The sequence below is a fragment of the Pseudovibrio sp. Ad46 genome (assembly GCF_001623065.1).
GTDB lineage: Bacteria > Pseudomonadota > Alphaproteobacteria > Rhizobiales > Stappiaceae > Pseudovibrio.
Map to the genome: position 1 here is coordinate 39,399 of NZ_LMCG01000004.1, position 25,009 is coordinate 64,407.

Below are 25,009 nucleotides of genomic sequence, written 5' to 3' on the forward strand. Positions count from 1 at the left end.
GACTCGGGCGAACCCGAGCCTACTCTCAGTTTTATTTCTGCACCGTAACAACGATGACTGCAAGATCATCCGAAGAACAGACTTACTTTTCCGTCTTCTGCTCACGCTCAAGCTGCTTAAGCCAACGGCGGGATTGCTTACGCACATTCACCGGGCTTGTGCCACCATAAGAGACACGGCTGCGAACAGATTTATCAACGGAAAGAACGCTGTAGACATCATCCGTGATCTTCGGTTCAACGCTCTGCATCTCTTCCAATGTCAGGCGATGCAGGTCTACACCTTTATCGACAGCCATCTTAACAAGTGCACCAGTCACATGGTGAGCATCACGGAATGGCATGCCAACCACACGCACACACCAGTCAGCCAGATCAGTCGCGGTAGAATAGCCGGAACCGGCAGCTTTCTTCAGCGTTTTCACATTCGGCTCAAGGTCACGCATCATGCCAGTCATGGCTGCCAGAGCCAGAGACAGGTTCGGCAGAGCGTCAAACGCCTGCTCTTTGTCTTCCTGCATGTCCTTGGAGTAGGTCAGCGGCAAACCCTTCATCATCACGAGAAGAGAGTTCAACGCGCCATAAATACGGCCAGTCTTCGCACGGATCAGCTCAGCTGCATCCGGGTTCTTCTTCTGCGGCATGATGGAAGAACCGGTCGAAAACTTGTCGGAAAGCTTGATGAAACCAAACTGAGCAGAACACCAGATCACAATCTCTTCTGCCAGACGAGACAAGTGCATCGCACAGATAGATGCATCCGCTAGCGCTTCAATGGCAAAGTCACGGTCAGAAACACCATCAAGAGAGTTTGCAGTCGGACGATCAAAGCCCAGAGAAGCCGCAGTCATCTCACGGTCAATCGGGAAAGACGTACCAGCAAGCGCAGCACAGCCAAGTGGGCTCTCATTCATACGCGCACGCGCATCTTGCAGACGGGAGCGGTCACGAGAGAACATCTCGACATAAGCCATCAGGTGGTGGCCGAAAGTCACCGGCTGCGCGGACTGCAAGTGTGTAAAGCCCGGCATCACAACTGCTGCATGCTCTTCTGCTTTTTCAGCAAGAGCCTGCATCAGGTCGGTCACTTGTGCCTCAAGATCGTCCAAAGAGTCGCGTACCCAAAGACGGAAATCTGTGGCAACCTGGTCGTTACGTGAACGAGCTGTGTGAAGACGGCCAGCGGTCGGGCCAATCAATTCAGCCAGACGCGCTTCGATATTCATGTGAATGTCTTCAAGCGCACGAGAGAAGGTAAAGGTGCCCTCTTCGATCTCTGACAGAATTGTGTCTAGACCCTGAGCTATCTTTTCGGCATCTTCTGCGCTAACGATGCCCTGTGCAGCCAACATGCTAACATGAGCCTTGGACCCGGCTATGTCTTGTCGGTAGAGCTTGCGATCAAAATCAATGGAAGCATTGATCTCTTCCATGATTGCATCTGGCCCTTCCGCAAAACGGCCCCCCCACATGCGGTTGCTCATGTCTAGCCTCATTATGATTTGGGTTTAATATGAAGAAACTGACAGTTACCGGAAAGTTCGGCCTCGGAAAAGGGCTTATTGCAGCATTAGCTGGATTTGTCGTCGTAGGCGGAGCTGTATGGGCGCTTAATCAGCAAAAAAGTGAGGATCCACAAGCCCTCGCCTGCTCTTCTTCAATGAATACCGCAAAAAATCTCAAGGGTTTGACCACAGGCGAAGTGGCCGCTTTCCTACCTGCCGAGAAGCCTTTGAATCTCTCACAGCTGAAATTCAACGATGCTGACGGCAACTTCATCACCATGGCAGACCTGAAAGGCACCAAACTGCTCAACCTTTGGGCCACATGGTGCGCTCCGTGCCGCAAAGAAATGCCGCATCTGGACAAACTGCAGCGTGAAGCCGGCAGCGCAGAATTCAACGTCATCGCCGTTAACATGGACCGTGGTGAAAACAATCCAAAGCCGCTGAAGTTCCTGAGCGATATCGGCGTGAAGGATCTGGCGTACTTCTCAGACCACACCATGGACACCTTCAACAACCTGCGCACCAAAGGCAAAGCCCCCGGCCTGCCAAGCACAATCATGATCGGTGAAGACGGCTGCGAAATCGGCACCATGTTCGGCCCCGCCGACTGGGCAGCCCCGGAAGCCTTTGCATTGGTCAACGCCGCGCTGGCTGGGCAGAAAAAGGTTCAGTGAATTGAAATTCACGTAGCGGCTACTTAGATACATCTCAAAATCCATTTATCAATTTGAGATATTTATTATGCGCTACGCTGGAAATGTAATCTGGTTTGTCCTTGGAGGCTGGTACCTGGCCCTGATGTGGCTTGTGTACGGCCTCCTGTTCGCACTCACAATCATTGGCCTCCCTTACACACGAGCAGCCTGGGAAATGGCCAAATTATCGGCATGGCCCTTTGGCAAGGATATTGTGCACATAAGAGATCTGGATAACAAAGGCGCAACGCCAACCACTGTCTTAACAGGGGTCCTGGGTTTCATCTTCAACATCCTATGGCTGCCGTTTGGCCTCTCGCTGTTCCTAGGCTATGTGATATCCGGCATTCTCACCTGCCTGACAATCATAGGCATTCCCTTTGGCCTTCAGTCCTTCAAACTCGCAGCAATTTCCTTCTGGCCCGTCGGACGCCGTGTTGTAACGACCCAAACAGCGGACTTGGCACGCCAATACAAAGCCAGAGAAACCCTAAACAGCTACAGATATTAGAGAAACCGGCACAACGTGCTCTAACTCACATTGGTCGTATCAGTCGCGCACACCCGCAACCGATGCCCATCAGGATCTGTGGCAACAAACGTGTAGCCAAAGTCCAGATCAGTGGGCTCCAGAACGATCGGAATGCCCTTCTCTTTCCAGAGACTGTAAACCTGATCAACCTCTTCCCGGCTCACATCACTCAGTGACAGTTCAAAGCCGCCAAAAGACGGTTGAGGTTTCGGGTCAATCCCCTGCGCAGACTGCAAGCCAAGTGTGACATCGTCTCCCAGAGAAAACAGCGAAAATTCCTGAAACCTCTCAATCGGGCTGCTTTGCAGAACATCAGTATAAAACTTGGTGCTTTTCTCCACGTCTTCGACATAGAGAATAACGCTATTGGGCTTAAACATGCTCACACCCCGTCATCTTAAAAATCAAAGAAACAAACAGATTGCTACAGACAAAGTATAGCTCTTGCACCAAGCAATATCTTTGATCTTACCCCTTACCCGGCACAGGACGCTCCCTCATCCGCATCAGGCCTTCCTGAACAGCGGAAGCCACCAACACACCATCCCGCGTGTAAAGGCTGCCACGACTGAAACCACGGCCACCCGCTGAACGCGGGCTGTCCTGCGTGTAAAGCAACCACTCATCAAAGCGGAAATCGCTGTGGAACCACATGGCGTGGTCCAGACTTGCCACCTGCAGATTCGGCACAAACACGTTGATGCCATGCGGGAATAGCGCCGTATCCAAAAGCGTCATGTCAGAAGCATAAGCCAGCACGCACTGGTGAATGCGCGGATCATCCGGCAACCTGGATGCCGCCCGCACCCACACATGCTGCACCGGCTCTTGCTTCTTACGAGAAAAGTATTGCCCTAAATCCAATGGACGCAGCTCAATCGGACGTTCGCGCTTCCAGTACTTCTGCACGGGCTCCGGTGCCTTTGAGATCAGCTCATCGGAGATTTCAGAGATCGGCATCAGGTCTTCCGGCATCGGCACATCCGGCATCTCAATCTGATGTTCCATCCCGCTTTCAACGCGCTGATAAGAGGCGGACATAGAGAAGATTGCATGACCATGCTGGATCGCCACAACACGCCGTGTTGTAAAGCTGCCACCATCACGAATACGGTCAACCTCATAGATGATTGGCACCTTCGGATCGCCCGGACGCAGAAAATACCCATGCAGCGAATTGACCTGACGTTCTGCGCCAACCGTTCGGGAGGCAGCAACAAGAGCCTGACCAATCACCTGTCCACCAAAAACACGCTGCCACCCGCTTTGTGGGCTTGTGCCACGAAACAGATTTTCCTCTAATTTCTCCAGATCCAAAAGATCCAGCAGATTTTCAACAGCCTTCGTCATTACAGACAAACCTATTTTTGTAGTGATTTCGATTGCATGTGAGTAGTGTGGCGCTATATCGATAGTGTCAACGATCAATTGGGCTAACCTAATGGTTATAGGGCAAACGATTACAGGAAAGAGTTCTATGAGCAAGAAACAGACCGCCACCGAAGACCTATATGACGTCACCATTGGCGGCGGCGGGTATGTTGGACTATCGCTCGCCCTTGCTTTGAAGCAATCAGAACCGTCCATGAAAATCGCGCTTGTAGACCTGCGCCCACGCTCAGCCATCGAGAACGATCCGCGTTCCTCGGCCATCGCGGCAGGTGCCGTGCGCATGCTCGATCAGCTCGGCATCTGGTATAAGCTTGAAGATGAATCCCAGCCGATCACCGAAATGATCGTCACAGACAGCAAGCTGCACGACAGCGTGCGCCCAATCTTCCTGACTTTTGCAGGCGATGTTGATGACGGCGAACCATTTGCCCACATGGTTCAGAACAATCATATGGTCGGCGCATTGCATGATGCAGCCACAGATGCAGGCGTTCACATCTTCGCGCCCGACAGTGTCAAAGACTTTGCAGTAGAGCCAGCTCACGTCAACATCACACTCGGCAGCGGCAAAACCATCCAGTCACGCTTGATCGTGGCAGCTGATGGCGTGCGCTCCAAACTCCGCGATCTCGCAGGCATCCAATGCAATCGCTGGAGCTACAATCAAAGCGGCATTGTCACCACAATCGCACATGAACGCCCACACAATGGCCGCGCAGAAGAGCATTTCTTGCCCTCCGGTCCGTTCGCGATCCTGCCACTGAAAGGCAACCGCTCCTCCATCGTCTGGACTGAAAAGACGGCAGAAGCCAACCGCTTGGTCAATGGCGATGAGTTCACCTTTGAAATCGAACTGGAACGCCGCTTCGGTCACCATCTGGGCGAGCTCAAACTGGACGGACCCCGCGCTGCGTTTCCTCTAAACCTCGTGCTGGCGCGCTCTTTCGTCTCCAACCGCGTTGCACTGGCAGGCGATGCTGCACACGGCATCCACCCAATTGCTGGCCAGGGCCTCAACTTCGGCTTCAAGGATGTTGCAGCCCTTTCAGAGGTGCTTGTAGACGCCCACCGTCTCGGCCTCGATATCGGTGCAGCACACATTCTGGAGCGCTACCAGAGCTGGCGCCGTTTCGACACATGGCAGATGGGCATGACCACCGATGTGCTGAACCGCCTGTTCTCCAACAACATCGACCCAGTCCGTGCTGTCCGCGATCTCGGCCTCGGTCTTGTTGAGCGCATGCCATTCCTGAAAAAACACTTCATCGGCGAAGCAGCAGGCCTGGCCGGCCCTTCCCCAAAACTCCTCCTCGGCAATCCGCTTTAACTCAGATTTAGGCCGCATACGTGAAAGACAAACGCTCCATCCTCATCACCGGATGTTCCACCGGCATTGGTTACTCTGCTGCACACATTTTGAGAGAAAGAGGATGGCAGGTCTTTCCCACCTGTCGCAAGCCAGAGGATGCAGAACGTCTGCGCTCAGAAGGCTTTCACGCCTTTCATTTAGATTATTGCGAAACCGAATCTATTCAGTCCGCCGTTGAGTCAGTTCTGGCAATCACAGGCGGACGTCTTGATGCGCTCTTCAACAACGGCGCCTATGGCCTTCCTGGCGCCATAGAAGATCTTCCCACGGATGCCTTGCGCCGTCAGTTCGAAACCAACTTCTTCGGCTGGCACGAACTCACCCGCCTTGTCATTCCGGTGATGCGCGAGCAAGGTCATGGCCGTATCGTGCAATGCTCCTCAATCCTTGGCCTCGTCGCCATGGATTATCGCGGCGCCTACAACGCCACCAAGTTTGCATTAGAAGGCTACACCGACACCCTGCGGCTGGAATTGCATGGCTCAGGCATACAGGTGAGCTTAATCGAACCGGGTCCGATTCAATCCGAGTTCTCCAAAACAGCTGTCCAAATGTTCTATGAGGAAATCGGCGAGGAGACCAAGAACGCCTCCCACTTCCGCGAAAGCTACAACCGCCGTCTCTCCATGCTCGCCAAAGGTGGCACCACAAAATTCAAGCTCCAACCCGATGCAGTCGTCCAAAAACTCACCCACGCTATTGAAGCCCCCAAGGCTAAGGCACGTTATTACGTAACCGTTCCAACCCACATCATGGGCACTCTGCGACGCATCCTGCCAACCTCAATGATCGATATGATCCTGAGAAGGTCTGCAAAGTCGGAAGAGTAAGAGAACGAGACGCCTCGGTTTTCTTCAAAGTAAACTCCCAGTGCCCCGTATTGCGCGCACTCTGGATTTATGCCCCCAGCAAAAGAGATTCCCCATGGCACTATTTCATCCTGACAATTGCACAATGAGCGAGCGACATAAGCAAATTTATGCGTATTGCGAACTCGCTTACACTGCTGTTGATTTCTCTGCAGCAGCCCTGTTCGTCGTTGGCAGCATTCTCTTTTTTAAAGAGGCAACCACCTATTTGGGAACATGGCTGTTTCTGGTTGGATCAATTTTATTCGGCCTCCGCCCAACCATTAAGCTCTTTCGGGAAATTGCATATATCCGCCTTGGAAAATATGAGGACCTGCCTGAAGGCACTGAGAATAATACGGGTTGGCTAAACCCCGATATGAAGTGAACCTAACCAACACGTTCACCAACGACCAATCACAGGGCAAAATTTCAACGCAGCCGAGTTCAAATGACCTTCATACTAGTTTTCCATGTTCTATTAGTTTTGACGTTTACAATCCGAATTCTGCTGCGAGATGATTTGTCACCACCAGTTCGCCTCGCCTGGTTCATTGTTCTGAACGTGCTGCCCTATGTCGGCATCGCCATTTACTTCCTCTTCGGAGAAACTGATCTTGGCCATCGCGCAGACAAACGCCACAAAGAGATTTTTGATGACATCCATGAAAACGCTAAGCAATTCATGGGCACGCCAGCTGATGTCGATCAGCTAATCAACCCGGAATACCGCAACAGCTTCCATTATGCTGGTTCAATAAACGGCTTTTATCCAGTTGCTGGAAACAACGCCACACTCATGGAAGATGCCACGGCAACCCGCGACAGCTTGATAGCAGATATCGATGCCGCGCAGGACTATGTGCATGTTCTCTATTACATCTGGCTAAATGACCACACGGGCACAGCACTCGCCGACGCTTTGATCAGAGCAACCCAGCGAGGGGTCGTATGCCGCGCGATGGCAGATGGTCTCGGCTCACACCAGCTCATAAAATCACAGTTATGGGAGCAGATGAAAGAGGCAGGCGTTCAACTAGCTGTCGCCCTGCCGCTGGACAAACCAGTACGAACGCTCCTGACCAGCAGATTGGACCTGCGCAACCACCGTAAAATCACGATTATCGACGGAAAAGTCACTTACTGCGGCAGTAGAAACTCAGCTGATCCGGAATTTCTGGTCAAAGCAAAATACGCTCCCTGGGTCGACATCATGCTACGCCTGACCGGGCCCATTGTGACGCAAAACCAGCTTCTGTTCATAAGCGATTGGATGCAAGCAACAGGCGAAAAGCTAAATGACTTTGAATTGAAGTCAGAACCGGCACAAGAAGGGTTCCCGGCACAGGTGATGGGCGATGGCCCAACGGAACGCAAAGGAGCAACACCTCAGCTCTTTGCCTGCCTGATTGCAACCGCCCGCTTCGAACTCACACTATCGACCCCCTACTTTGTCCCCGATGAAACTGTTCTGGAAGCCTTGCGCGCAGCGGCTTATCGAGGCGTAAAGGTCACCTTGATTTTCCCGAAGGTCAACGACAGCTGGATCGTGGCCGCTGCAAGTCGCAGCCACTATTTCAAACTTCTGGAGGCTGGTTGTGATCTCTTTGAATTCAAAGGCGGTCTGTTGCACGCCAAGACACTCACAATGGATAACAAGATCACTTTGATCGGCTCTTCCAACCTTGATCTGCGAAGCTTTGACCTAAACTACGAAAACAACATTCTGTTGCAAGACAAGGCAATAACGAACGCTGTTCTGGAACGGCAACAGCAATACCTCGACAGTTCAGATCAGGTCTTTTTTGAAACTGTTTCCAGTTGGTCATACCTCAAACGAATAAAAAACAACATCATCGCAACAGTCAGCCCGATCTTGTAGTCCTGCAGCTAATCTGTAGAAAGCTAAATGCAATCGCGATTTGGACTCTCACCTTTTCAATAAGGTTGTTTGAGACGGAACTACGACTGTCCAATCCTAAAATTGTAATCTCTGCTATTGTTTGAAGCGTTGCAGATTCGGGGGAAAATATGCAGTTGCGGCATTTGAAGTTAGCTCTGGCAGCTCTGGTCATTTCACTGTCCAGCCAAGCAATCCTTCCAGTGTACGCCGAGGATTTCAAAACCATCTCGGCATCCGCTGAGCAAGGTGACTTTCATTCTCAATACAAACTTGGAATTCTCTACGAAGAGGCACAAGGTGTCCCTCAGAACTATACCAAGGCTGCAAAATGGTTTCGCTTAGCCGCTGAGCAAGGTCACGTCGCCGCTCAATACCGCCTTGCCAACTTGTATCACAAAGGACGAGGCGTCCCGCAAAGCTTCAAAGAGGCCGAAAAATGGTATCTGCTCGCAGCTGACAAAGGGCATCCGGAAGCAGAACGCGAACTTAATTACTTTTACGCCCAAGGGCTTGCGGGGCCGAAACGTTATAGTAACGCAGCGATGAAGGTTTGGCGTAAGGCTAAGCAAGGTGATGCAAAGGCACAGTTTAGCCTGGCAATTGATCTCGAAGATGGCACTGGCGTCCCACAAGACTACGTTGAAGCAGCAAAATGGTATCGTCTTGCCGCTGATCAGGGCCATGCAGGCGCTCAACATAACCTAGGGCTATTATACCATTATGGTAACGGCGTGCGGAAGGATTATGAAGAAGCCGTAAAATGGTACCGCCTCGCCACAGAGAAAGATCATGCCGGTGCTCAACTTGAACTTGGCTATATGTACTCCAGAGGAATGGGAGTGCGGAAAGATAACAGGGAAGCGCTCAAATGGTACCGACTTTCTGCCGACCAAGGCAATGCAATAGCTCAATCCAATGTCGGCTATTTTTACAAAGAAGGGCGAGGTGTTCCTAGGGACTACAAAGAAGCCATCAAATGGTACCACCTCTCAATAAAGCAAGGGTATTCAGGCGCCAGACTTAAGCTAGGGTACATGTACGAGAAGAGGTTAGGCGTACCAAGAGACTACAAGGAAGCAGCAAAATGGTACCGGCTTGCTGCTCGGCAAGGAAATGACCAAGCTCAATACAACCTTGCTGTGCTTTATGAGGATGGGCTTGGCGTACCTCAAGACAATCAACAAGCCGAAAAGTGGTTCCGCCTTGCTGCTGAGCAAAACCATGACCGAGCACAGATTGCAATAAAAGGCCTTCAGGCCCGGCTTCAGGATTACGACAAAGCTGCAAAATCACTTATGCAAGCCGCAAAACAAGGCGATGCGACAGCACAACGAGAACTTGGCCAAATGTACGCCAATGGCCAAGGCAGACCACGAGACTACAGTGAGGCTGCAAAGTGGTACGAAGTTGCTGCCGATCAAGGTGACAAAGCAGCACAATACTATCTCGCACTCTTTTATCAAAATGGGCAGGGCGTTCAGCAGGACTATGCTGAAGCTGCAAAGCTTTACCGTCTCGCAGCAGAGCAAAACCACGCGAAAGCACAGCTTGAACTCGGGTATCTTTACACCGTCGGCCTAGGTGTAAAACTGGACTACGCCGAAGCAGAAAAGTTTTATCGCCTTGCAGCCGATAACGGGAATGCGATCGCAAAAAACCGTCTCACAGACATGCGTTACATTGGCGAAGACTTAAAGCAGCACTATGCCGGTATTGCAAAGGAATATCATCAGGCTGCCGAGCAACATCTTGCCGGGTTCCATTATAATCTCGGTCGTGCCTTCACCAACGGAAAAGGCGCACCACAGGACTACCCCAAAGCTGCAGAAAAGTTCCGTCTGGCTGCAGAACAAGGGCATGCCAACGCTCAGTTTAATCTTGGACGTATCTACGAAATCGGTCTGGGTGTAGATCAGGACTACAGTAAAGCTCTGAAGTGGTACATCCGCGCTGCTGAACAAGGTGTTGCTGATGCGCAGTACAACCTCGCTGTTATGTACGCCAATGGTACAGGCCTACCGCAAGACCTGATAGAAGCCTCGGCTTGGTACCATTTCGCTGCTAAACAAGGCCACCCGGATGCTCAGTATAACCTTGGGTTTCTTTATGCCACAGGACAAGGGGTAGAGCAGGACGAAACCACAGCTGCAAGATGGGTTCGCCTCGCTGCTGAGAAGGGTCATGCCGAAGCGCAGTACCGTATCGGAAGAGCCTACGAAGACGGAGTGGGTGTAGAACAAAACAACACTGAAGCAGCAAACTGGTACTACCTCGCTGCAACGCAAAATCATGCTGAGGCACAATTCAATTTTGGACGTATGAATGCCACAGGCCAAGGCATTGCAAAGAATGAATCTGATGCTGCAAAATGGGTTCTCCGCGCCGCAAAGCAAAGCCATGTAGAAGCCCAATATCGCATCGGTCTTGCCTTTTACAAAGGCAGCGGAGTTCAGCAGGACATAGAAAGCGCTTATGTCTGGTTTTACATCGCAGCAGAGAACGGCAGCAAACCTGCGCTAAAAGCACAAGAAGACATAGCAGATCACCTGAATACCAAAGAGTTGGATCAAGCCGTCGGCAAAGCCAAAACCCTCATGAAGAAGCTCAAAACCAACAGGCAATCAGACCCAACCAAAGCACCGATAAGGTTCAAGTTCCTACCCGTAGTCCCCACTTAATGAGTGACCAGAGGTCCAGCATCTAAGAACTCGTCAATCACCAGCTGTTGCTGTGAAAGCTGAGCAAGCTCAACTCGTGCGCGCAGGTAGGAAACGCCAAATTTTTGGAAGGCATCCCCTTCAAACTTGAAACCCAAACGCTGATAGAATGAAACAGCATCTGCTCTTGCATCGCACCAGATGTTGTCTACCTTTTGTAGGTCAGGCTGGTTTGCAGCAAAACGGATGAGGCTACTTCCGATGCCGCGCCCTTGCTTCTCTGGCAACACCGCCAGTTTTCGCAATCTCACAGAGGGCAGATCGAAGAAGAAAGATCCAACACCAATCAGGTTTTCTTCTTCAAAGGCTCCAATATGAAGGGCTTGGTGATCTTCTGGAACCATGACCCGTTCTATCGGCGAGTCTGGCCAGAGCACTTGCTGGCGAAGCTTATAGGTCAGCGTTGCAGGAATGCTCCGAAAACTAATCTCTAGTTCTCTCATACTTCCCCTCACCGCTTGATCAGAGACCGGCTCATCAGCAAGCTCAGCACAAGTGCCGGTAACATCAGCATAAAGCCGCCCTGGATGCCGAGGTGATCAGCGGCATAGCCGATGACGAGAGGACCCACGAGGAAACCGCCGAGAGCAATCTGCGTCATCAAGCCCACATTGACCGCAGCAGAGCGACCCGGTTTTTCAGCAGCAGCCGTAACAGCCAGTGGAAAGCCCCCGGAAACACCCAGCCCAACCAGACCAAAACCAAGCAACGACACCGCATAGTTTGGCGAAATCACCAGAATTCCGACGCCAATGAGAGCAAGGATAACAATTCCGGCAGCTGCGATCTGAACGTCAACACGAGATCGCAACCAGTCTCCGGTTAAGCGCCCGAATGTCACCATCAGAGCAAAAGCGCTATAGGCAATACCTGCGTAACCAGCAGATAGATCAAATAGATCAGTCACATAAATCGCAGACCAGTCCGCAATCGCCCCTTCCGTCATGGTGATGCCAAACGCAAAGAAGCACACCGCAATCAGCGCGCCACTCGGCATTTGGAAACCACTTTCAGACTTCTCAGCGACATCCGGCTCCCGGCCTTCTGTCAGGCTGTAGGAGGTAAACAGCGCAGGCAATAACGCCATACCACTTGCCATGAGAATGCTTTCAGATGGCCCGTAACCAACCCAGGAAAAGCCGGAGCTGATCAGACTTCCCACCAGCACACCAAGGCTCCACAAGCCATGACAGCCAGACATAATGAGCTGCCCGCTCTTCCGCTCGGTCTTATCCGCAATCACGTTCATGCACAGTTCCACAAACGCCAATGCGCTGCCAACAACTGCCAAATAAACAAACAGCTGCAGAATGGATTCGGCATACGTCGGCAATGGCATCAGACAGATGAACGCAAACAGACCCGCGATCAAAAGCTGGCGCGCTCCAAACTTCTCCGTTAGTCGCCCGGCAAACATCAGCATGAACAGCAGCCCAACCGGCATGCCAACCAGCGCAAGGGCAAACTCTCCTTCACTCACCTGAAGTCTTTGCTGAATTTCTGCGATGCGTGGAAACCAGGCACCCAGCGCGATGGGTTGAAGAAAGAAGACGCCGCGAATAAGATTCACATCGCGCGCACCAAGGACTGCTTGTTGTGTCATGGAAAATGCTTTGAAGAGAGAAAAACGACCTATTAAATATCTAGCGTGATATTTTAGAAAAATGCAAGCTGTGTAGAGCACCTAATACAACACAACGCCGTTTGCTGACGTAACAACGCAAATCAACGCGGAATATGCGCAAAAAACGCAATTCTGCGCAAAACCTTTCAAAAGGAATTTCCGTGCCCCTTAGCGACACCACAAAAGCGAAGTTAAAGAACAGAGTTGTCTGGAGTCGTCTCGTTGGATGGGGACTTTTATGTTATGCAACAGCAGCTTACGGCGGCATCGTTACTGCACCGGCCATCCCTGAATGGTATGCCTCTCTCAACAAACCATCCTTTAATCCACCTGATTGGATTTTCGCGCCGGTTTGGTCTGTTCTCTACACACTTCTCGGCATCAGCATCTGGCTGGCCACCGAATTTCAACAGACTGGCACCAACGAGGCAGCCAAACCACCTTCGAAAACCAGCATTCAGCTAACTTTCGTTATAGTGTTGTTTTTAAATGGCATTTGGTCCTGGGCATTCTTCGGACAGCAAAACCCGACACTTGGCCTTGTTGTCCTTATCATCTTGCTCGCGCTAAGTTTTTTCACTTTCCGCCTATTTTATAGAGCGCAAACCTTTGCAGCATGGCTATATCTGCCCTATCTCCTTTGGGTTAGCTTTGCAGCCGTCCTGAATGCCTCTATTGTGGTTCTGAATTAATCCAACACCTCAATCGAGACTTTTATTATTGGAGATTTTGATGAGCGGTATTGTTGCCACTCTAGTTCCTATTGCTCTATTCGCCGTCGCTCTGGTCCTCGCCCTCGGCCTTTGGAACATGATACGCGGTGGAGATCCAAACCGTTCGCAAAAGCTTATGAGATATCGTGTTCTGTTGCAGTTCGCAGCTATCATATTGATTATGCTTTCCGTTTACTTCGCAAGCACATCCTGATTTTGGTTTGAAACTAGTAGAAAATGGTCACTCTCAATAAGATCTATACAAAAACTGGCGACGACGGCACCACTGCACTTGGCAGCGGAGAGCGCAGGCAAAAGCATGATCTGCGCATTGAAGCCTACGGAACCGTTGATGAAACCAACTCAGTCGTCGGCATAGTCCGCCTGCACGCATCCAAAGAGATGCCAGTGCTGGATGAACTGCTTGGCCGTATTCAGAATGACTTGTTCGATCTCGGCGCCGATCTGGCAACACCAGACACCGGCGAAGACCTCGGATACGAACCGCTGCGCATCACAGATAATCAGGTCAACGCTCTGGAAGACGCAATCGACCAGATGAACGTTGAGCTTACACCGTTGAAATCATTTGTATTACCGGGTGGCACACCGCTGGCAACACACTTGCATCAAGCCAGAACCGTCTCTCGCCGCGCTGAGCGTCTCGTTGCTGCGCTCTCTCAAAAAGAGAAGGTCAACAAGCAAGCTTTGCAGTATCTCAACCGCCTCTCCGACCTCTTCTTTGTTGCATCACGCTATGCAAATTTGAAGGGCGAAGGCGATGTTTTGTGGGTAGCGGGCAAAAACAGATAGCGATTTTTTGATGAAGAATTTGATCAAAGGTGCTTGACGAATAGGTAAACTATCAACACTTATGGACAACTATCTTCACCATAAGGCCACTTGGCCTTATACATTGGTTGAAACCCAATACCTATTTACCCTAGGCGATCGTTGACAGCCCCAAAATTGCTCAGTACGGTCGCCGCAAATGTAATGCAATTTGCATTCCCTTTTGGCTCTGGTAGCCCGGCGGAAGCTGTGTCTTATCAACTTGGTGGCGACGCATACTCCCCTGCATTTCTAGTGGAGGTTCTAGGAACATGAAAATTCTCGTGCCCGTAAAACGGGTCGTTGACTATAACGTAAAAGTTCGCGTGAAAGCGGATGGCTCCGGCGTTGAACTCGCAAACGTCAAAATGTCCATGAACCCTTTCGACGAAATCGCCGTTGAAGAGGCTCTTCGCCTGAAAGAAGCTGGTAAAGCAACTGAGATCATTGTTGTTTCCATCGGCCCTAAGCAGGCGACTGAAACGATCCGCACCGGCCTCGCAATGGGCGCTGACCGCGGTATCCTCGTTCAGACCGACGACATTGCGGAGCCTCTCGCGGTAGCTAAGGTTCTCAAAGGCATCGTTGACGAAGAAGAGCCAGGTCTCGTTATCCTCGGCAAACAGGCGATCGATGACGACTGCAACCAGACTGGTCAGATGCTTGCTGCACTTCTCGGCTGGGCACAGGGCACATTCGCTTCCAAGGTTGACCTTGGCGATAACACAGTAGACGTCACCCGCGAAATCGACGGTGGTCTGCAGACTGTTAAGCTGAACATGCCAGCGATTGTCACCACTGACCTGCGTTTGAACGAGCCTCGCTACGCTTCTCTGCCAAACATCATGAAGGCAAAGAAAAAGCCGATTGCTGAGAAAACACTGGCAGACTATGGCGTAGACGCTACCCCTCGCCTCAAGGTTCTCAACACTGCTGAGCCTGATGCACGCAAGGCAGGCGTTAAGGTCGCTTCCGTTGATGAGCTGGTAGACAAGCTCAAAAACGAAGCTGGCGTTCTTTAAGATAGGTCAAGAGGAGTTAGCATTATGACCACGCTTCTTGTGGCTGAACATTCCAATTCTGCTTTGAACGAAGCAACGGCTAAGGCACTGACAGCAGCTGTAGAAATGGGCGGCGACGTTCATGTCCTCGTTGCTGGTAAAGACTGTGGCGCAGCAGCTGAAGCTGCTTCCAAACTGTCTGGCGTTGCTAAAGTTCTTGTTGCTGACGATGCAGCATATGAGCACCAGCTTGCTGAACCAGTTGGCGATCTGATCGTTGCACTTGCTGCTGATTACGACGCTGTTGTTGCTGCTGCGACAACCAATGGCAAAAACACTCTGCCACGCGTTGCTGCTAAGCTCGACGTGATGCAGATCTCTGAAATCATTGCCGTTGAATCTGCGGACACGTTCAAGCGTCCAATCTATGCAGGTAACGCAATCCAGACTGTACAGTCTGCTGATGCAAAGAAGGTTCTGACTGTTCGTACAGCATCCTTCGCCGCAACTGCTGAAGGTGGCTCTGCTCCGGTTGAAGCTGCTGCAGCTTCTGCTGATCCGGCAATTTCCTCCTTCGTGGGTGAAGAAATCGCAGCTTCTGATCGTCCAGAACTCGCAGGCGCTAAGATCATCATCTCCGGTGGTCGTGCTCTCGGTTCCGAAGAGAAGTTCAACGAAGTCATCACCCCTGTTGCTGATAAGCTCGGCGCAGCAATCGGTGCATCCCGTGCAGCTGTTGATGCTGGTTACGCACCAAACGATTGGCAGGTTGGCCAAACCGGTAAGGTTGTTGCACCTGATCTTTACATCGCTTGCGGCATTTCCGGTGCAATTCAGCACCTTGCAGGCATGAAAGATTCCAAGATCATCGTCGCAATTAACAAAGACGAAGAAGCACCAATCTTCCAGGTTGCTGATTACGGACTTGTCGCAGACCTGTTCGAGGCTCTTCCTGAACTGGAAAAAGCCCTCTAATCATATTTGATTAGCTTTTCAGGAACCCCGGGATGTTAATATTTCATTCTGGGGTTCTTGCTGTTTGAGGCAAGACTTGCGATGTATGTTGTTACGAGAACGTCAAAGCACGTTTAACCGATGCTTGTAAGAATTTGGATCTGACAATGGTGGTCGAAGTAAAGAAAGTCGGTGTTATTGGCGCCGGTCAAATGGGCAATGGCATCGCACACGTAAGTGCTTTGGCAGGATACGATATCGTGCTTCACGATATCGATCAGGATCGTATCGACAGAGGCCTGGCCAGCATCAATGGCAATATGGCACGTCAGATCTCAAAGGGCACGATCACTGAAGAAGATCGCGACCTCGCTCTTACCCGTATCAAAACATCTGACGATGTTAAATCCCTAAGCGATGCAGACCTCGTTGTTGAAGCTGTGAGTGAAAACGAGCAGGTCAAACGCAAGGTTTATCAAAGTGTTTGCCCGATTTTGAAGCCTGATGCCATCCTTGGCACAAACACTTCGTCTATTTCCATCACGCGTCTGGCATCTGCTACAGACCGTCCGGAAAAATTCATCGGCATCCACTTCATGAATCCGGTTCCGCTTATGGAACTCGTTGAGCTTGTTCGTGGCATTGCAACCAGCGATGAAACCTTTGAACTTTCCAAGGGCTACACCCTTGGCTTGCATAAGACGATTGCAGTTTCAGAAGACTTCCCAGCCTTTATGGTGAACCGTATTCTGCTGCCTATGATCAACGAAGCGATCTACACTCTTTATGAAGGTGTTGGCTCCGTTGAAGCAATCGACACAGCAATGCGCCTGGGTGCAAATCACCCGATGGGACCGCTGCAACTGGCTGATTTCATTGGCCTAGATATCTGCCTGTCCATCATGCAGGTGCTCTATGAAGGCCTCGCAGACAGCAAATACCGCCCATGCCCACTACTCGTGAAGTACGTTGAGGCTGGCTGGCTTGGGCGCAAAACCCAGCGTGGTTTCTATGACTACCGCGGTGAGGTTCCGGTCCCTACGCGCTAAAGCGTTTATAAGACACACAAAAGCCCGCCACATGAGCGGGCTTTTTTATTGCTGCGGTTCAGCTGGTTACTTAAACGTACCGCTGAATCCACCAATGGAAAGAGGATTATCCATCATCGCAGTGCGGTCAGGCGTGTCGGCAGCAACACCGCCGGTGAATGCATCAAACATTTTCTTCACAAAGCCCTCAGAAAGGCCTTTGGTAATGAAGACGAGCCGCGTTCTTTGATCAGCATCAGGCCACTCTGCAAGCCGTGCAGGTGGATGGAAGACATGCTGCACCCCATGGATCACTAAAGGCTGATCCGGGTGCTCTATGGTCTTTATAATCCCTTTAACGCGCAAAAGCTTAGGGCCATGTGCAGAGCGTAGCAGGTCCAGAAACATCTCTAGTGCAGCATTGGGGATCGCGCTGTCGGTCTCAAGTGTAAAGGCGCGAACATCTTTGCCATGGCGGTTTGGGTCATGATGATGGTGTCCATGATGATCATGCGAAGCGTGCTCATCTTTGTACGCCTCTTCCCTCAACCATTTCTGAACATCTGGGATTTTGCTTTCAGGATTGTACAGTCCGCAGTTGATGAGAGCTGCAGCCGTTGCAGAGCCATCTTGAGCATTGAGCACAGTTGCGCCAGGGTTCAGATGCTTCAGCTCAGCCAGTAAATCATCAGAAGGCTCCTGCAAATCCGTCTTCGTCATCACGATACGATCAGCAACAGCAACTTGTTTGACTGCTTCCTCATGAGAGTGGATCGTATCCAGACCGTTGACGGAATCGACCAATGTCACCACGCCATCAAGCCGATATCGCATAACCAAATACGGATGTAGCATCACAGTGTGCAACACAGGCGCTGGGTCGGCCAAACCTGTTGTTTCAATAATCACACGGTCGATTTTCTTCATGCGGCCATTGTCGATACGGCGCAGAATATCTTCCAGCGTGTTGATGAGATCACCACGAATAGTGCAGCACAAACAACCAGATGATAGCTCTATAATCCCATCATCAATGGTATCTACGAGCAAATGATCCAAACCGATCTCACCAAATTCATTGATGATGACCGCTGTATTTTCCAACACTGGCTCTTTGAGAATTCGATTAAGAAGCGTTGTTTTACCTGCTCCCAGAAAGCCAGTAATGACGCTCATTGGGATCGGGGTTGGCGGACTCCGCCTCTCTTGGGTACTAGCCATAATTCTGCACTGCCTGTAGCTACGGTGACTGCGTTTTACCGAAGGCAGACGTATTAGCATAGAGCCCACCCGGGCTGCCAAACAAATCTCGTTTAGAAGTCGATTTCAAAGGCCGCAAAGAAGTACCCTTGCCCACTGGCACATTAAGTTGCTGAATGCCTCCAATCGGCGCAGGCTCCAAACCTTTTTGCGACCCTGGTTTAGGCATTGGCAAAGGCACTGCATTTCCAAGCTTTTTCAGTGCGACAACCGGATGCTCATTGCCAATGCGCACAGTCACCGGTGCATATGACTTTAGCTGCGGGCCCAGAATTTCTTCATAGACCAAACCCCAGTTCACTTTCTTCTTGGAAAGACGAATGGACTTCCCGCGTGGGCTCGGACTGCCGGCATCGGCATAAGCCATCATGCTGGCAGAACCACGTTTTGTCCCAAAGCGATCAACAAGTTGCTGAGCCGTTGGCTTGGCATTGCGCTTACAATAGTGGTCCTTTGGTGGGTTGATATTCCCACTGCCGCGGAAAGCAGTAATTTTAGTTCCCGCTGTCTTCTTGAAACCACTATCAATAAGTTTCTTGGCAAAGGCTGAGCGCTCTAAACTGGAAGCTGCCCCCAGAACAACAGCGATAACTGTTTTTCCATTGCGTGTTGCAGAAGTCGCTACATTGAAACCGGAATTACAAATATATCCAGTTTTCAATCCGTTAGCGCCAGCAGTACGCAGAAGGAAGTCTCTGTTTCCAGACCGAAATGTTCTTCGGCCAAATCGAATTCCCGGGTGGCTCACATAAGAACGATACTGCGGAAACTGGCTCCACAGCGCACTTGCAAGCAGCGCCATATCACGTGCGGATGAAACCTGACGATTGTCTGGTAGCCCGTGAGGATTGACAAAATTAGTATGCGTCATCCCCAACCGACGCGCAGTCGCATTCATCTGGCTGATAAAGCTTTCTTCAGTCCCACCTACCCGTTCAGCAACAGCTACTGCAATATCATTGGCCGACTTCACAAGGATCATTTTCAAGGCATTGTCGAGCGTGATTGTTGTCCCAACTTTGAAGCCCATCTTACTCGGTGGTTGATTGAGTGCGTTTTGAGAGACCATCACCATATCGCTCATGGCCATCTCACCCTGAGAGATACTCTTAAAGGCGATATAGGCGGTCATCATCTTTGTTAGGGAAGCTGGGTACCAACGGTCGAAAGCGCCGTTTTGCTCCAAAACGCGTCCATTGTCGGCATCCATCAACAGCCATGCAGCAACATCGGCACGAGCATTTGTCAGCACGGAGGCCAAAGCTATTGCAAAAACAGCAAAAAATCGAAGTTTCTGGGCAATCCAATAAACCGAAAAATTCACGATCTTACCGCTCCACGCCTACCAGTTTATGCAGCAAACAACCATTGCATAGCTGTCTTCGATAGCTCAGTTGCTAGTTTAGTTTCATGAACAGCCCAAGCTACCCTTAGGAAATACAGTAGGGGTAAACAATAAAAACTATGTCACCAGACACCGGGAATAAAGATTGATGTCTCTCCTGAAATATTAGGGTGACAATATCAGTAAAAGACCGCCACTTCCAAACATTTCAAGGCATTTTCTCAAGATGGTTATTTTGTGAAATCAAACTACCAAAGAGACACTGTCGTAATCACCCCTTCAGTTGTAAGGGGCATTTCTTTTTACTCACCTCAGCATCGATCAACTTTGCCTATTTAACGCTGCACATCTTGTAATTTGAAAGCTTATCCTCAAGTCGCACTCATTCTTGCTTTTCTTTTTCATAATCAACGCAGATGATCAGATCCAAGAGGAGGATCTTATGTACAAAGTTATTGGCCACCCACAATCAAGAACCATGCGGGTACTCTGGTTGCTGGAAGAACTGAACTTGCCTTATGAGGTCGTGCCTAGCAAACCTCATCAAGAAGTTGTTTATGCCGTAAACCCATCAGGCAAGATCCCTGCCCTGATCGTTGATGGAGAAACCATCTACGATTCAACAGCAATCTGTACCTATTTGGCAGACAAACATTCCAGCCTGTCGTTCCCATCAGGAACTTTAGATCGTGCCCGGCAGGATAGTTTTACCAACTTTGCGCTCGATGAAATGGACTCCATTCTCTGGATGGCTGCAAAACACTCATTCATTCACCCAGAAGACCAACGCGTACCAGACATCAAACCCGCCTGCCGATTTGAGTGGAACAGATCGATGCAGCAGCTTGAAAAACGCCTTGGCGAAAACACTTGGGCAATGGATGACACCTTCACAATTGCTGATGTCATCATCGGTCATTGTGCAATCTGGGCCAAAGTCTCCAAGTTCGAATGGCCGGAAGGACCCGTTAGCGAATATTTTTCAAGAGTTTTAAGTCGCCCAGCTCTTGCAAAGGCCAATGAAAAAGCTACGGCAATGCAATAACCTACCTGAATTTTGAGGGTGGTCTTGTCCACCCTCTCCTATTGTTTCAACAGCCAGCTACAAATCCGCTGGCACTTGAAGCTACCAAATATTTTCAATACATTTTTCGAATAATAAATACTCAAGTCATGTGCACACCATATCTTTTACAAGGTGTATTGATATGATTGAAGGAATTTACTTACCGGGTGTGCTTGCTGCGGGAATCGCTTCATATATTTTCGGGTCTATCTGGTACTATGTGCTTTCATATTCTTGGATGAAAGCTGTCGGCATCTCAGAAGAAGACGTTCAAATGTCTCCTTCCACTTACGTCATAACTTTTCTCTGCGAAATGATCATGGCTTTCTTCCTTGCCGGGATCCTCGTTTACTCAGGCTCAGTCACCATTGCCAGTGGCGTGACTGCAGCAATCGTAATCTGGGGTGGCTTTGTACTCACAGGCCTGATCGTCAATCACAAATTCCAACGAGCCTCATGGATGCTGACGCTCATAGATGCTGGCCATTGGCTCGGTGTTTTGATGGTTCAAGGCGCAGTTTATGCGCTGATTTCTGGCTAATTCCAGGTAGCTTGATATCTCGTATTGCTGAATTTTCGTAGGCCAAACGAACCTAAAGACAACGGGACCTACGAAAGTTCGAAGCATATTCGCTAGACGCCCCAACGGCAGCTGCCCATAATACGCCACAGGAGTTGGGTATGTGATTACCCGTGGAGGAAATGGGGAGATTGACCATGACTGGTGATGTATATCCAGTACCGGCTGAGATTGCCGAAAACGCTCTGCTCAACAACGAGCAGTACTTGGAAATGTACAAGAAGTCCGTTGAGGATCCAGACGGGTTCTGGGGAGAGCACGGAAAACGAATTGACTGGATAAAGCCTTATTCCAAGGTCAAAAACACGTCCTATGACTACCACAATGTTTCCATCAAATGGTTTGAAGACGGCACGCTGAACGTAGCAGCCAACTGTATTGACCGTCATCTGGCAGAACGCGGTGATCAGCCTGCAATCATCTGGGAGGGTGATGAGCCGGATCAAAGCAAGACAATCACCTACAAACAGCTTTCGGAAGAAGTGAACCGTTTCGCAAACGTGATGTTGGCCAATGGCGTGCAAAAAGGCGATCGCGTCACTGTCTATATGCCAATGATCCCTGAAGCAGCCTACGCAATGCTTGCGTGTGCCCGGATCGGCGCAGTGCACTCTGTTGTATTCGGCGGTTTCTCACCTGACAGCTTGGCCGGGCGTATTGAAGACTGTAAATCACGCTTTGTCATCACAGCTGACGAAGGCGTCCGCGGTGGCCGAACTGTACCTTTGAAAGAAAACACTGACCGCGCAATCGAAAAATGCGGCAATGTCGACAAGGTCTTCGTGGTGAAACGCACCGGTGGCAACGTCAACATGATGGACGGCCGCGACCTCTGGTATCATGAAGAAACAGAAAAAGTTTCTGCAGATTGTCCACCAGCAGAAATGAATGCTGAAGACCCGCTCTTCATCCTCTACACGTCAGGCTCAACAGGTCAACCAAAAGGCGTGATGCACACCTCTGGTGGTTACCTCGTTTATGCCTCCATGACGCATCAATACGTTTTCGACTACCACCCAGGCGAGGTCTATTGGTGTACTGCTGATGTTGGTTGGGTCACCGGCCACAGCTACATCCTCTACGGTCCACTCGCAAACGGCGCGACAACACTCATGTTTGAGGGTGTACCTACCTACCCGACAGCAGGCCGTTTCTGGGAAGTTTGTGACAAACACAACGTCAACATCTTCTACACCGCCCCGACAGCAATCCGTGCATTGATGGGTGCTGGTGATGAATATGTAACCAATACATCCCGCAAGTCATTGCGCGTTCTTGGCTCAGTCGGCGAGCCAATTAATCCAGAAGCATGGCTATGGTACAACAACGTGGTCGGCGAGCAGCGCTGCCCAATCGTTGACACATGGTGGCAAACCGAAACCGGCGGTATCTTGATCACGCCTCTACCAGGGGCAACCGATCTTAAACCGGGCTCAGCGACACGCCCATTCTTCGGCATTCAGCCAGCCATTGTTGATGCTGAAGGCAACTTCCAAGAAGGTGCAACTGAAGGTAACCTCGTCATAACAGACAGCTGGCCGGGTCAAATGCGAACCGTCTACGGAGACCATGAGCGCTTCGTCCAAACATACTTCGCCACCTACAAAGGCTTCTACTTCACTGGTGATGGCTGCCGTCGTGACGAAGATGGTTACTACTGGATCACAGGCCGTGTCGACGATGTGATCAACGTATCTGGTCACCGCATGGGGACTGCTGAAGTTGAAAGCGCCCTCGTCGCCCATCCAGAGGTCTCAGAAGCTGCTGTCGTTGGCTACCCGCATGATGTGAAGGGACAAGGCATCTACGCCTATGTCACCCTCATGGAAGGCTTGGAACCATCTGAAGAACTGAAGAAGAAACTGGTGAAGCACGTTCGCGCTGAAATCGGCCCAATTGCATCTCCAGACCTCATCCAGTTCGCCCCGGGCCTACCAAAGACCCGTAGCGGTAAAATCATGCGCCGCATCCTCCGCAAAATCGCAGAGGACAGCTTCGACAACCTGGGCGACACCTCAACTCTAGCCGACCCAACCGTCGTAGGCGACCTAATCGACAACCGCCAAAACAAAGCTGAAACCGTGTAGGCCACGCCTATTGAATTCAGCCCAGAAAACAAAACCCCGCTGATTTGGCGGGGTTTTTTATTACGCTAAAGCTACTGAGATAAATATATATTCTTAATATCATTAGCGATTTTTTCAAAGGCTTGAATCAGTTCACTTTCATTATCAGCTTTATAAAAGGTGCTGTTACTTGTTGCGCAAGACTGCATCACTCTTTTAGCAGCATAAGAACTCCCGAAATGAACAGAATACACCGTAATGTTCTTTTCCTTCATATTCTCACATATTTCTTTAGCACGAACAGATGAAATACCATACTCACCATATGAAGACGCGTACCTCCATTCAACTAAGTTAGCGAACTCTTCATGTTCATCTGAGGTGAACTTGTTAGACCCATCAGGATTCGGTCCCTCAGTCCAAGTATTATTTCGTTTTTTTTCTCTAATTTTCTCTTCGCGCGCCTGTTCTACGCGACTATAATTATAGTCATCTCGATAGTGTACGTTAAAGTCACCATCAGTCATAAACACCGCGTACTTTCGAATATTCTCTGTTTCATAAGGCAGTGGCTCACTATCAGAAGGCCAAAAATTCGACCATCTCGGAGATATTGTATACCACCCCCAAGCTATCCCGATTTGACCTGCTGTCCCGCCACCAGCAGATAATCTACTAATTGAGTTTTTAATCTTATTTCGATCTGCAGTCAGCGGAACTACTTTTGCATTCCGTGGGCAATAACTATAACCAGATCCGATATAATCTGTGTTGCCCTCATCATCTTCAAAGTCATATGGAACTTCACTTGTGGATTGATCCATAATCCGCTCATGTACGCAGCCATAGTAGCTGACATCAAAAGTCGCTTTTTCAGCAAGTGCCGTGTCTAGTTTCACCCCGTTGCTATATGGTATGAAAGATACACGAATACGGCTCTTCGCTATATCGGTGTCTTCAGGCAACAGTGCATCAAGCAAACTGGTTGAAGCCCTTTTTAGAGCACCAATGTGGGAGCTCATTGACCCAGTAACATCTACAATCACCGAGACTTCAACATTACTCCGTGGAAATCTTGCAGTTGAACTACTACCAACAGCAAGTTCACTAGCTTCATCGCCATTACCACCAGTGAGCAGGCCAATCATTGGAGAAAAGCTGTTATTGAGTTTTGCAGATGCACTCGCGGAGATCGTATCGCCACCAATCTCATACTTAACGATCGGCTTAGTTACTTCAACATCTTCACCGATTGAATCTTTAATATTAGCCTCGAAGTACTCTTCGGTCATCTCCTGCACTTCTGCTTTACTCATCTCCGTAATAGTGAGTTTGTTAGCAACAGCTAGCACTGCTGCATCCAATGCCTGATTTACCGCGCGGCGAGTGTTGAAGCCCATGCCGAAATCAATCGCCATTCCAGCGAACACAATCATCAAAACCATGAGCACTGCGACAAGAACCGCCACCATCCCGTCTTCGGAGCGGTTGAATCTTTTGAATAGTGTAGAGAATTGTCTGAAATAACCCATCGAGATGTCCACCATCGACGCCCATGTAATTATGCCTAGCATAATA

General features: G+C 50.1%; 24 protein-coding genes. 16 read left to right on the forward strand and 8 right to left on the reverse strand.

The features are described from left to right. Positions 1 to 82: 82 nt before the first annotated feature. Positions 83 to 1,483, reverse strand: coding sequence for an argininosuccinate lyase (argH, locus tag PsAD46_RS01245; RefSeq protein ID WP_063286190.1), 1,401 nt, complete (start codon positions 1,481 to 1,483; stop codon positions 83 to 85). Between the two features lie 29 nt (positions 1,484 to 1,512). Here argH and PsAD46_RS01250 point away from each other — a divergent pair, with 29 nt between their 5' ends. Beyond that, a complete protein-coding gene (locus PsAD46_RS01250) occupies positions 1,513 to 2,181 on the forward strand; it encodes a TlpA disulfide reductase family protein (RefSeq protein WP_063286191.1) in 669 nt (222 codons plus the stop codon). Between the two features lie 67 nt (positions 2,182 to 2,248). Further along, positions 2,249 to 2,713, forward strand: coding sequence for a YccF family protein (locus tag PsAD46_RS01255; RefSeq protein ID WP_057464643.1), 465 nt, complete (start codon positions 2,249 to 2,251; stop codon positions 2,711 to 2,713). A gap of 20 nt (positions 2,714 to 2,733) precedes the next feature. On the opposite strand, the gene PsAD46_RS01260 is transcribed toward PsAD46_RS01255, so the two are convergent. Together PsAD46_RS01260 and tesB are read right to left on the reverse strand one after the other, a co-directional pair. Continuing rightward, positions 2,734 to 3,114: a VOC family protein gene (locus PsAD46_RS01260; protein WP_057464642.1), complete on the reverse strand. Its 381-nt coding sequence runs from the start codon at positions 3,112 to 3,114 to the stop codon at positions 2,734 to 2,736. A gap of 88 nt (positions 3,115 to 3,202) precedes the next feature. Further along, entirely contained in the window at positions 3,203 to 4,084 is an 882-nt protein-coding gene (tesB, locus tag PsAD46_RS01265; RefSeq protein ID WP_057464641.1) for an acyl-CoA thioesterase II, read from the reverse strand. Positions 4,085 to 4,211: 127 nt separating this feature from the next. Here tesB and PsAD46_RS01270 point away from each other — a divergent pair, with 127 nt between their 5' ends. From PsAD46_RS01270 to PsAD46_RS01290, 5 genes are all read left to right on the forward strand, one after another. Next, on the forward strand, positions 4,212 to 5,453 hold the full coding sequence (locus PsAD46_RS01270; RefSeq protein ID WP_063305983.1) for a ubiquinone biosynthesis hydroxylase: 1,242 nt from the start codon (positions 4,212 to 4,214) through the stop codon (positions 5,451 to 5,453). A gap of 20 nt (positions 5,454 to 5,473) precedes the next feature. After that, positions 5,474 to 6,325 carry an SDR family oxidoreductase gene (locus tag PsAD46_RS01275; protein WP_082830702.1) on the forward strand — a complete coding sequence of 284 codons (852 nt, stop codon included), beginning with the start codon at positions 5,474 to 5,476 and terminating at the stop codon, positions 6,323 to 6,325. A 94-nt stretch (positions 6,326 to 6,419) separates the two neighbouring features. Further along, positions 6,420 to 6,731: a YrhK family protein gene (locus PsAD46_RS01280; protein ID WP_057464639.1), complete on the forward strand. Its 312-nt coding sequence runs from the start codon at positions 6,420 to 6,422 to the stop codon at positions 6,729 to 6,731. 63 nt (positions 6,732 to 6,794) lie between these two features. Continuing rightward, entirely contained in the window at positions 6,795 to 8,225 is a 1,431-nt protein-coding gene (cls, locus tag PsAD46_RS01285; protein ID WP_063286195.1) for a cardiolipin synthase, read from the forward strand. 149 nt (positions 8,226 to 8,374) lie between these two features. Then, the gene (locus PsAD46_RS01290; RefSeq protein ID WP_063305984.1) at positions 8,375 to 10,924 is read left to right on the forward strand and encodes a tetratricopeptide repeat protein; all 2,550 of its coding nucleotides are present in this window, start codon (positions 8,375 to 8,377) and stop codon (positions 10,922 to 10,924) included. Here the strand turns inward: PsAD46_RS01290 and PsAD46_RS01295 are convergent. Then, entirely contained in the window at positions 10,921 to 11,406 is a 486-nt protein-coding gene (locus PsAD46_RS01295) for a GNAT family N-acetyltransferase (protein ID WP_063305985.1), read from the reverse strand. The genes PsAD46_RS01290 and PsAD46_RS01295 overlap by 4 nt on opposite strands. 8 nt (positions 11,407 to 11,414) lie before the next feature. Continuing rightward, the gene (locus tag PsAD46_RS01300; protein WP_063286198.1) at positions 11,415 to 12,566 is read right to left on the reverse strand and encodes an MFS transporter; all 1,152 of its coding nucleotides are present in this window, start codon (positions 12,564 to 12,566) and stop codon (positions 11,415 to 11,417) included. Positions 12,567 to 12,700: 134 nt separating this feature from the next. On the opposite strand from PsAD46_RS01300, the gene PsAD46_RS01305 reads away from it, so the two are divergent. The 6 genes from PsAD46_RS01305 (at position 12,701) to PsAD46_RS01330 (ending at position 17,135) form a co-directional block, all read left to right on the forward strand. Next, positions 12,701 to 13,279, forward strand: coding sequence for a TspO/MBR family protein (locus PsAD46_RS01305; RefSeq protein WP_208981610.1), 579 nt, complete (start codon positions 12,701 to 12,703; stop codon positions 13,277 to 13,279). Between the two features lie 40 nt (positions 13,280 to 13,319). Then, positions 13,320 to 13,514 (forward strand): twin transmembrane helix small protein, encoded by a 195-nt coding sequence (locus PsAD46_RS01310; RefSeq protein ID WP_063291240.1) that lies wholly within the window; start codon positions 13,320 to 13,322, stop codon positions 13,512 to 13,514. Between the two features lie 23 nt (positions 13,515 to 13,537). Further along, on the forward strand, positions 13,538 to 14,113 hold the full coding sequence (locus PsAD46_RS01315) for a cob(I)yrinic acid a,c-diamide adenosyltransferase (protein ID WP_063291239.1): 576 nt from the start codon (positions 13,538 to 13,540) through the stop codon (positions 14,111 to 14,113). Between the two features lie 290 nt (positions 14,114 to 14,403). Continuing rightward, positions 14,404 to 15,153, forward strand: a complete 750-nt coding sequence (locus PsAD46_RS01320) for an electron transfer flavoprotein subunit beta/FixA family protein (protein WP_057464633.1) — start codon at positions 14,404 to 14,406, stop codon at positions 15,151 to 15,153. Between the two features lie 24 nt (positions 15,154 to 15,177). Beyond that, positions 15,178 to 16,107 (forward strand): electron transfer flavoprotein subunit alpha/FixB family protein, encoded by a 930-nt coding sequence (locus tag PsAD46_RS01325; RefSeq protein ID WP_063291238.1) that lies wholly within the window; start codon positions 15,178 to 15,180, stop codon positions 16,105 to 16,107. Between the two features lie 146 nt (positions 16,108 to 16,253). Next, a complete protein-coding gene (locus PsAD46_RS01330) occupies positions 16,254 to 17,135 on the forward strand; it encodes a 3-hydroxybutyryl-CoA dehydrogenase (RefSeq protein WP_063286202.1) in 882 nt (293 codons plus the stop codon). Positions 17,136 to 17,201: 66 nt separating this feature from the next. Here the strand turns inward: PsAD46_RS01330 and PsAD46_RS01335 are convergent, their stop codons facing one another. Together PsAD46_RS01335 and PsAD46_RS01340 are read right to left on the reverse strand one after the other, a co-directional pair. After that, positions 17,202 to 18,290 carry a GTP-binding protein gene (locus PsAD46_RS01335; protein WP_084404297.1) on the reverse strand — a complete coding sequence of 363 codons (1,089 nt, stop codon included), beginning with the start codon at positions 18,288 to 18,290 and terminating at the stop codon, positions 17,202 to 17,204. Positions 18,291 to 18,354: 64 nt separating this feature from the next. Then, entirely contained in the window at positions 18,355 to 19,698 is a 1,344-nt protein-coding gene (locus PsAD46_RS01340) for a D-alanyl-D-alanine carboxypeptidase family protein (protein WP_063305986.1), read from the reverse strand. A 463-nt stretch (positions 19,699 to 20,161) separates the two neighbouring features. On the opposite strand from PsAD46_RS01340, the gene PsAD46_RS01345 reads away from it, so the two are divergent. From PsAD46_RS01345 to acs, 3 genes are all read left to right on the forward strand, one after another. After that, complete coding sequence (locus PsAD46_RS01345; RefSeq protein ID WP_063306007.1) at positions 20,162 to 20,764, forward strand: glutathione S-transferase family protein; 603 nt, start codon at positions 20,162 to 20,164, stop codon at positions 20,762 to 20,764. Between the two features lie 163 nt (positions 20,765 to 20,927). Further along, positions 20,928 to 21,326, forward strand: a complete 399-nt coding sequence (locus tag PsAD46_RS01350; protein WP_084404298.1) for a DUF1761 domain-containing protein — start codon at positions 20,928 to 20,930, stop codon at positions 21,324 to 21,326. A 176-nt stretch (positions 21,327 to 21,502) separates the two neighbouring features. Further along, positions 21,503 to 23,452 (forward strand): acetate--CoA ligase, encoded by a 1,950-nt coding sequence (gene acs, locus PsAD46_RS01355; protein WP_057464628.1) that lies wholly within the window; start codon positions 21,503 to 21,505, stop codon positions 23,450 to 23,452. A 71-nt stretch (positions 23,453 to 23,523) separates the two neighbouring features. Here the strand turns inward: acs and PsAD46_RS01360 are convergent, their stop codons facing one another. Then, positions 23,524 to 24,963, reverse strand: coding sequence for a pilus assembly protein TadG-related protein (locus tag PsAD46_RS01360; RefSeq protein WP_193776895.1), 1,440 nt, complete (start codon positions 24,961 to 24,963; stop codon positions 23,524 to 23,526). Positions 24,964 to 25,009: the final 46 nt, after the last annotated feature.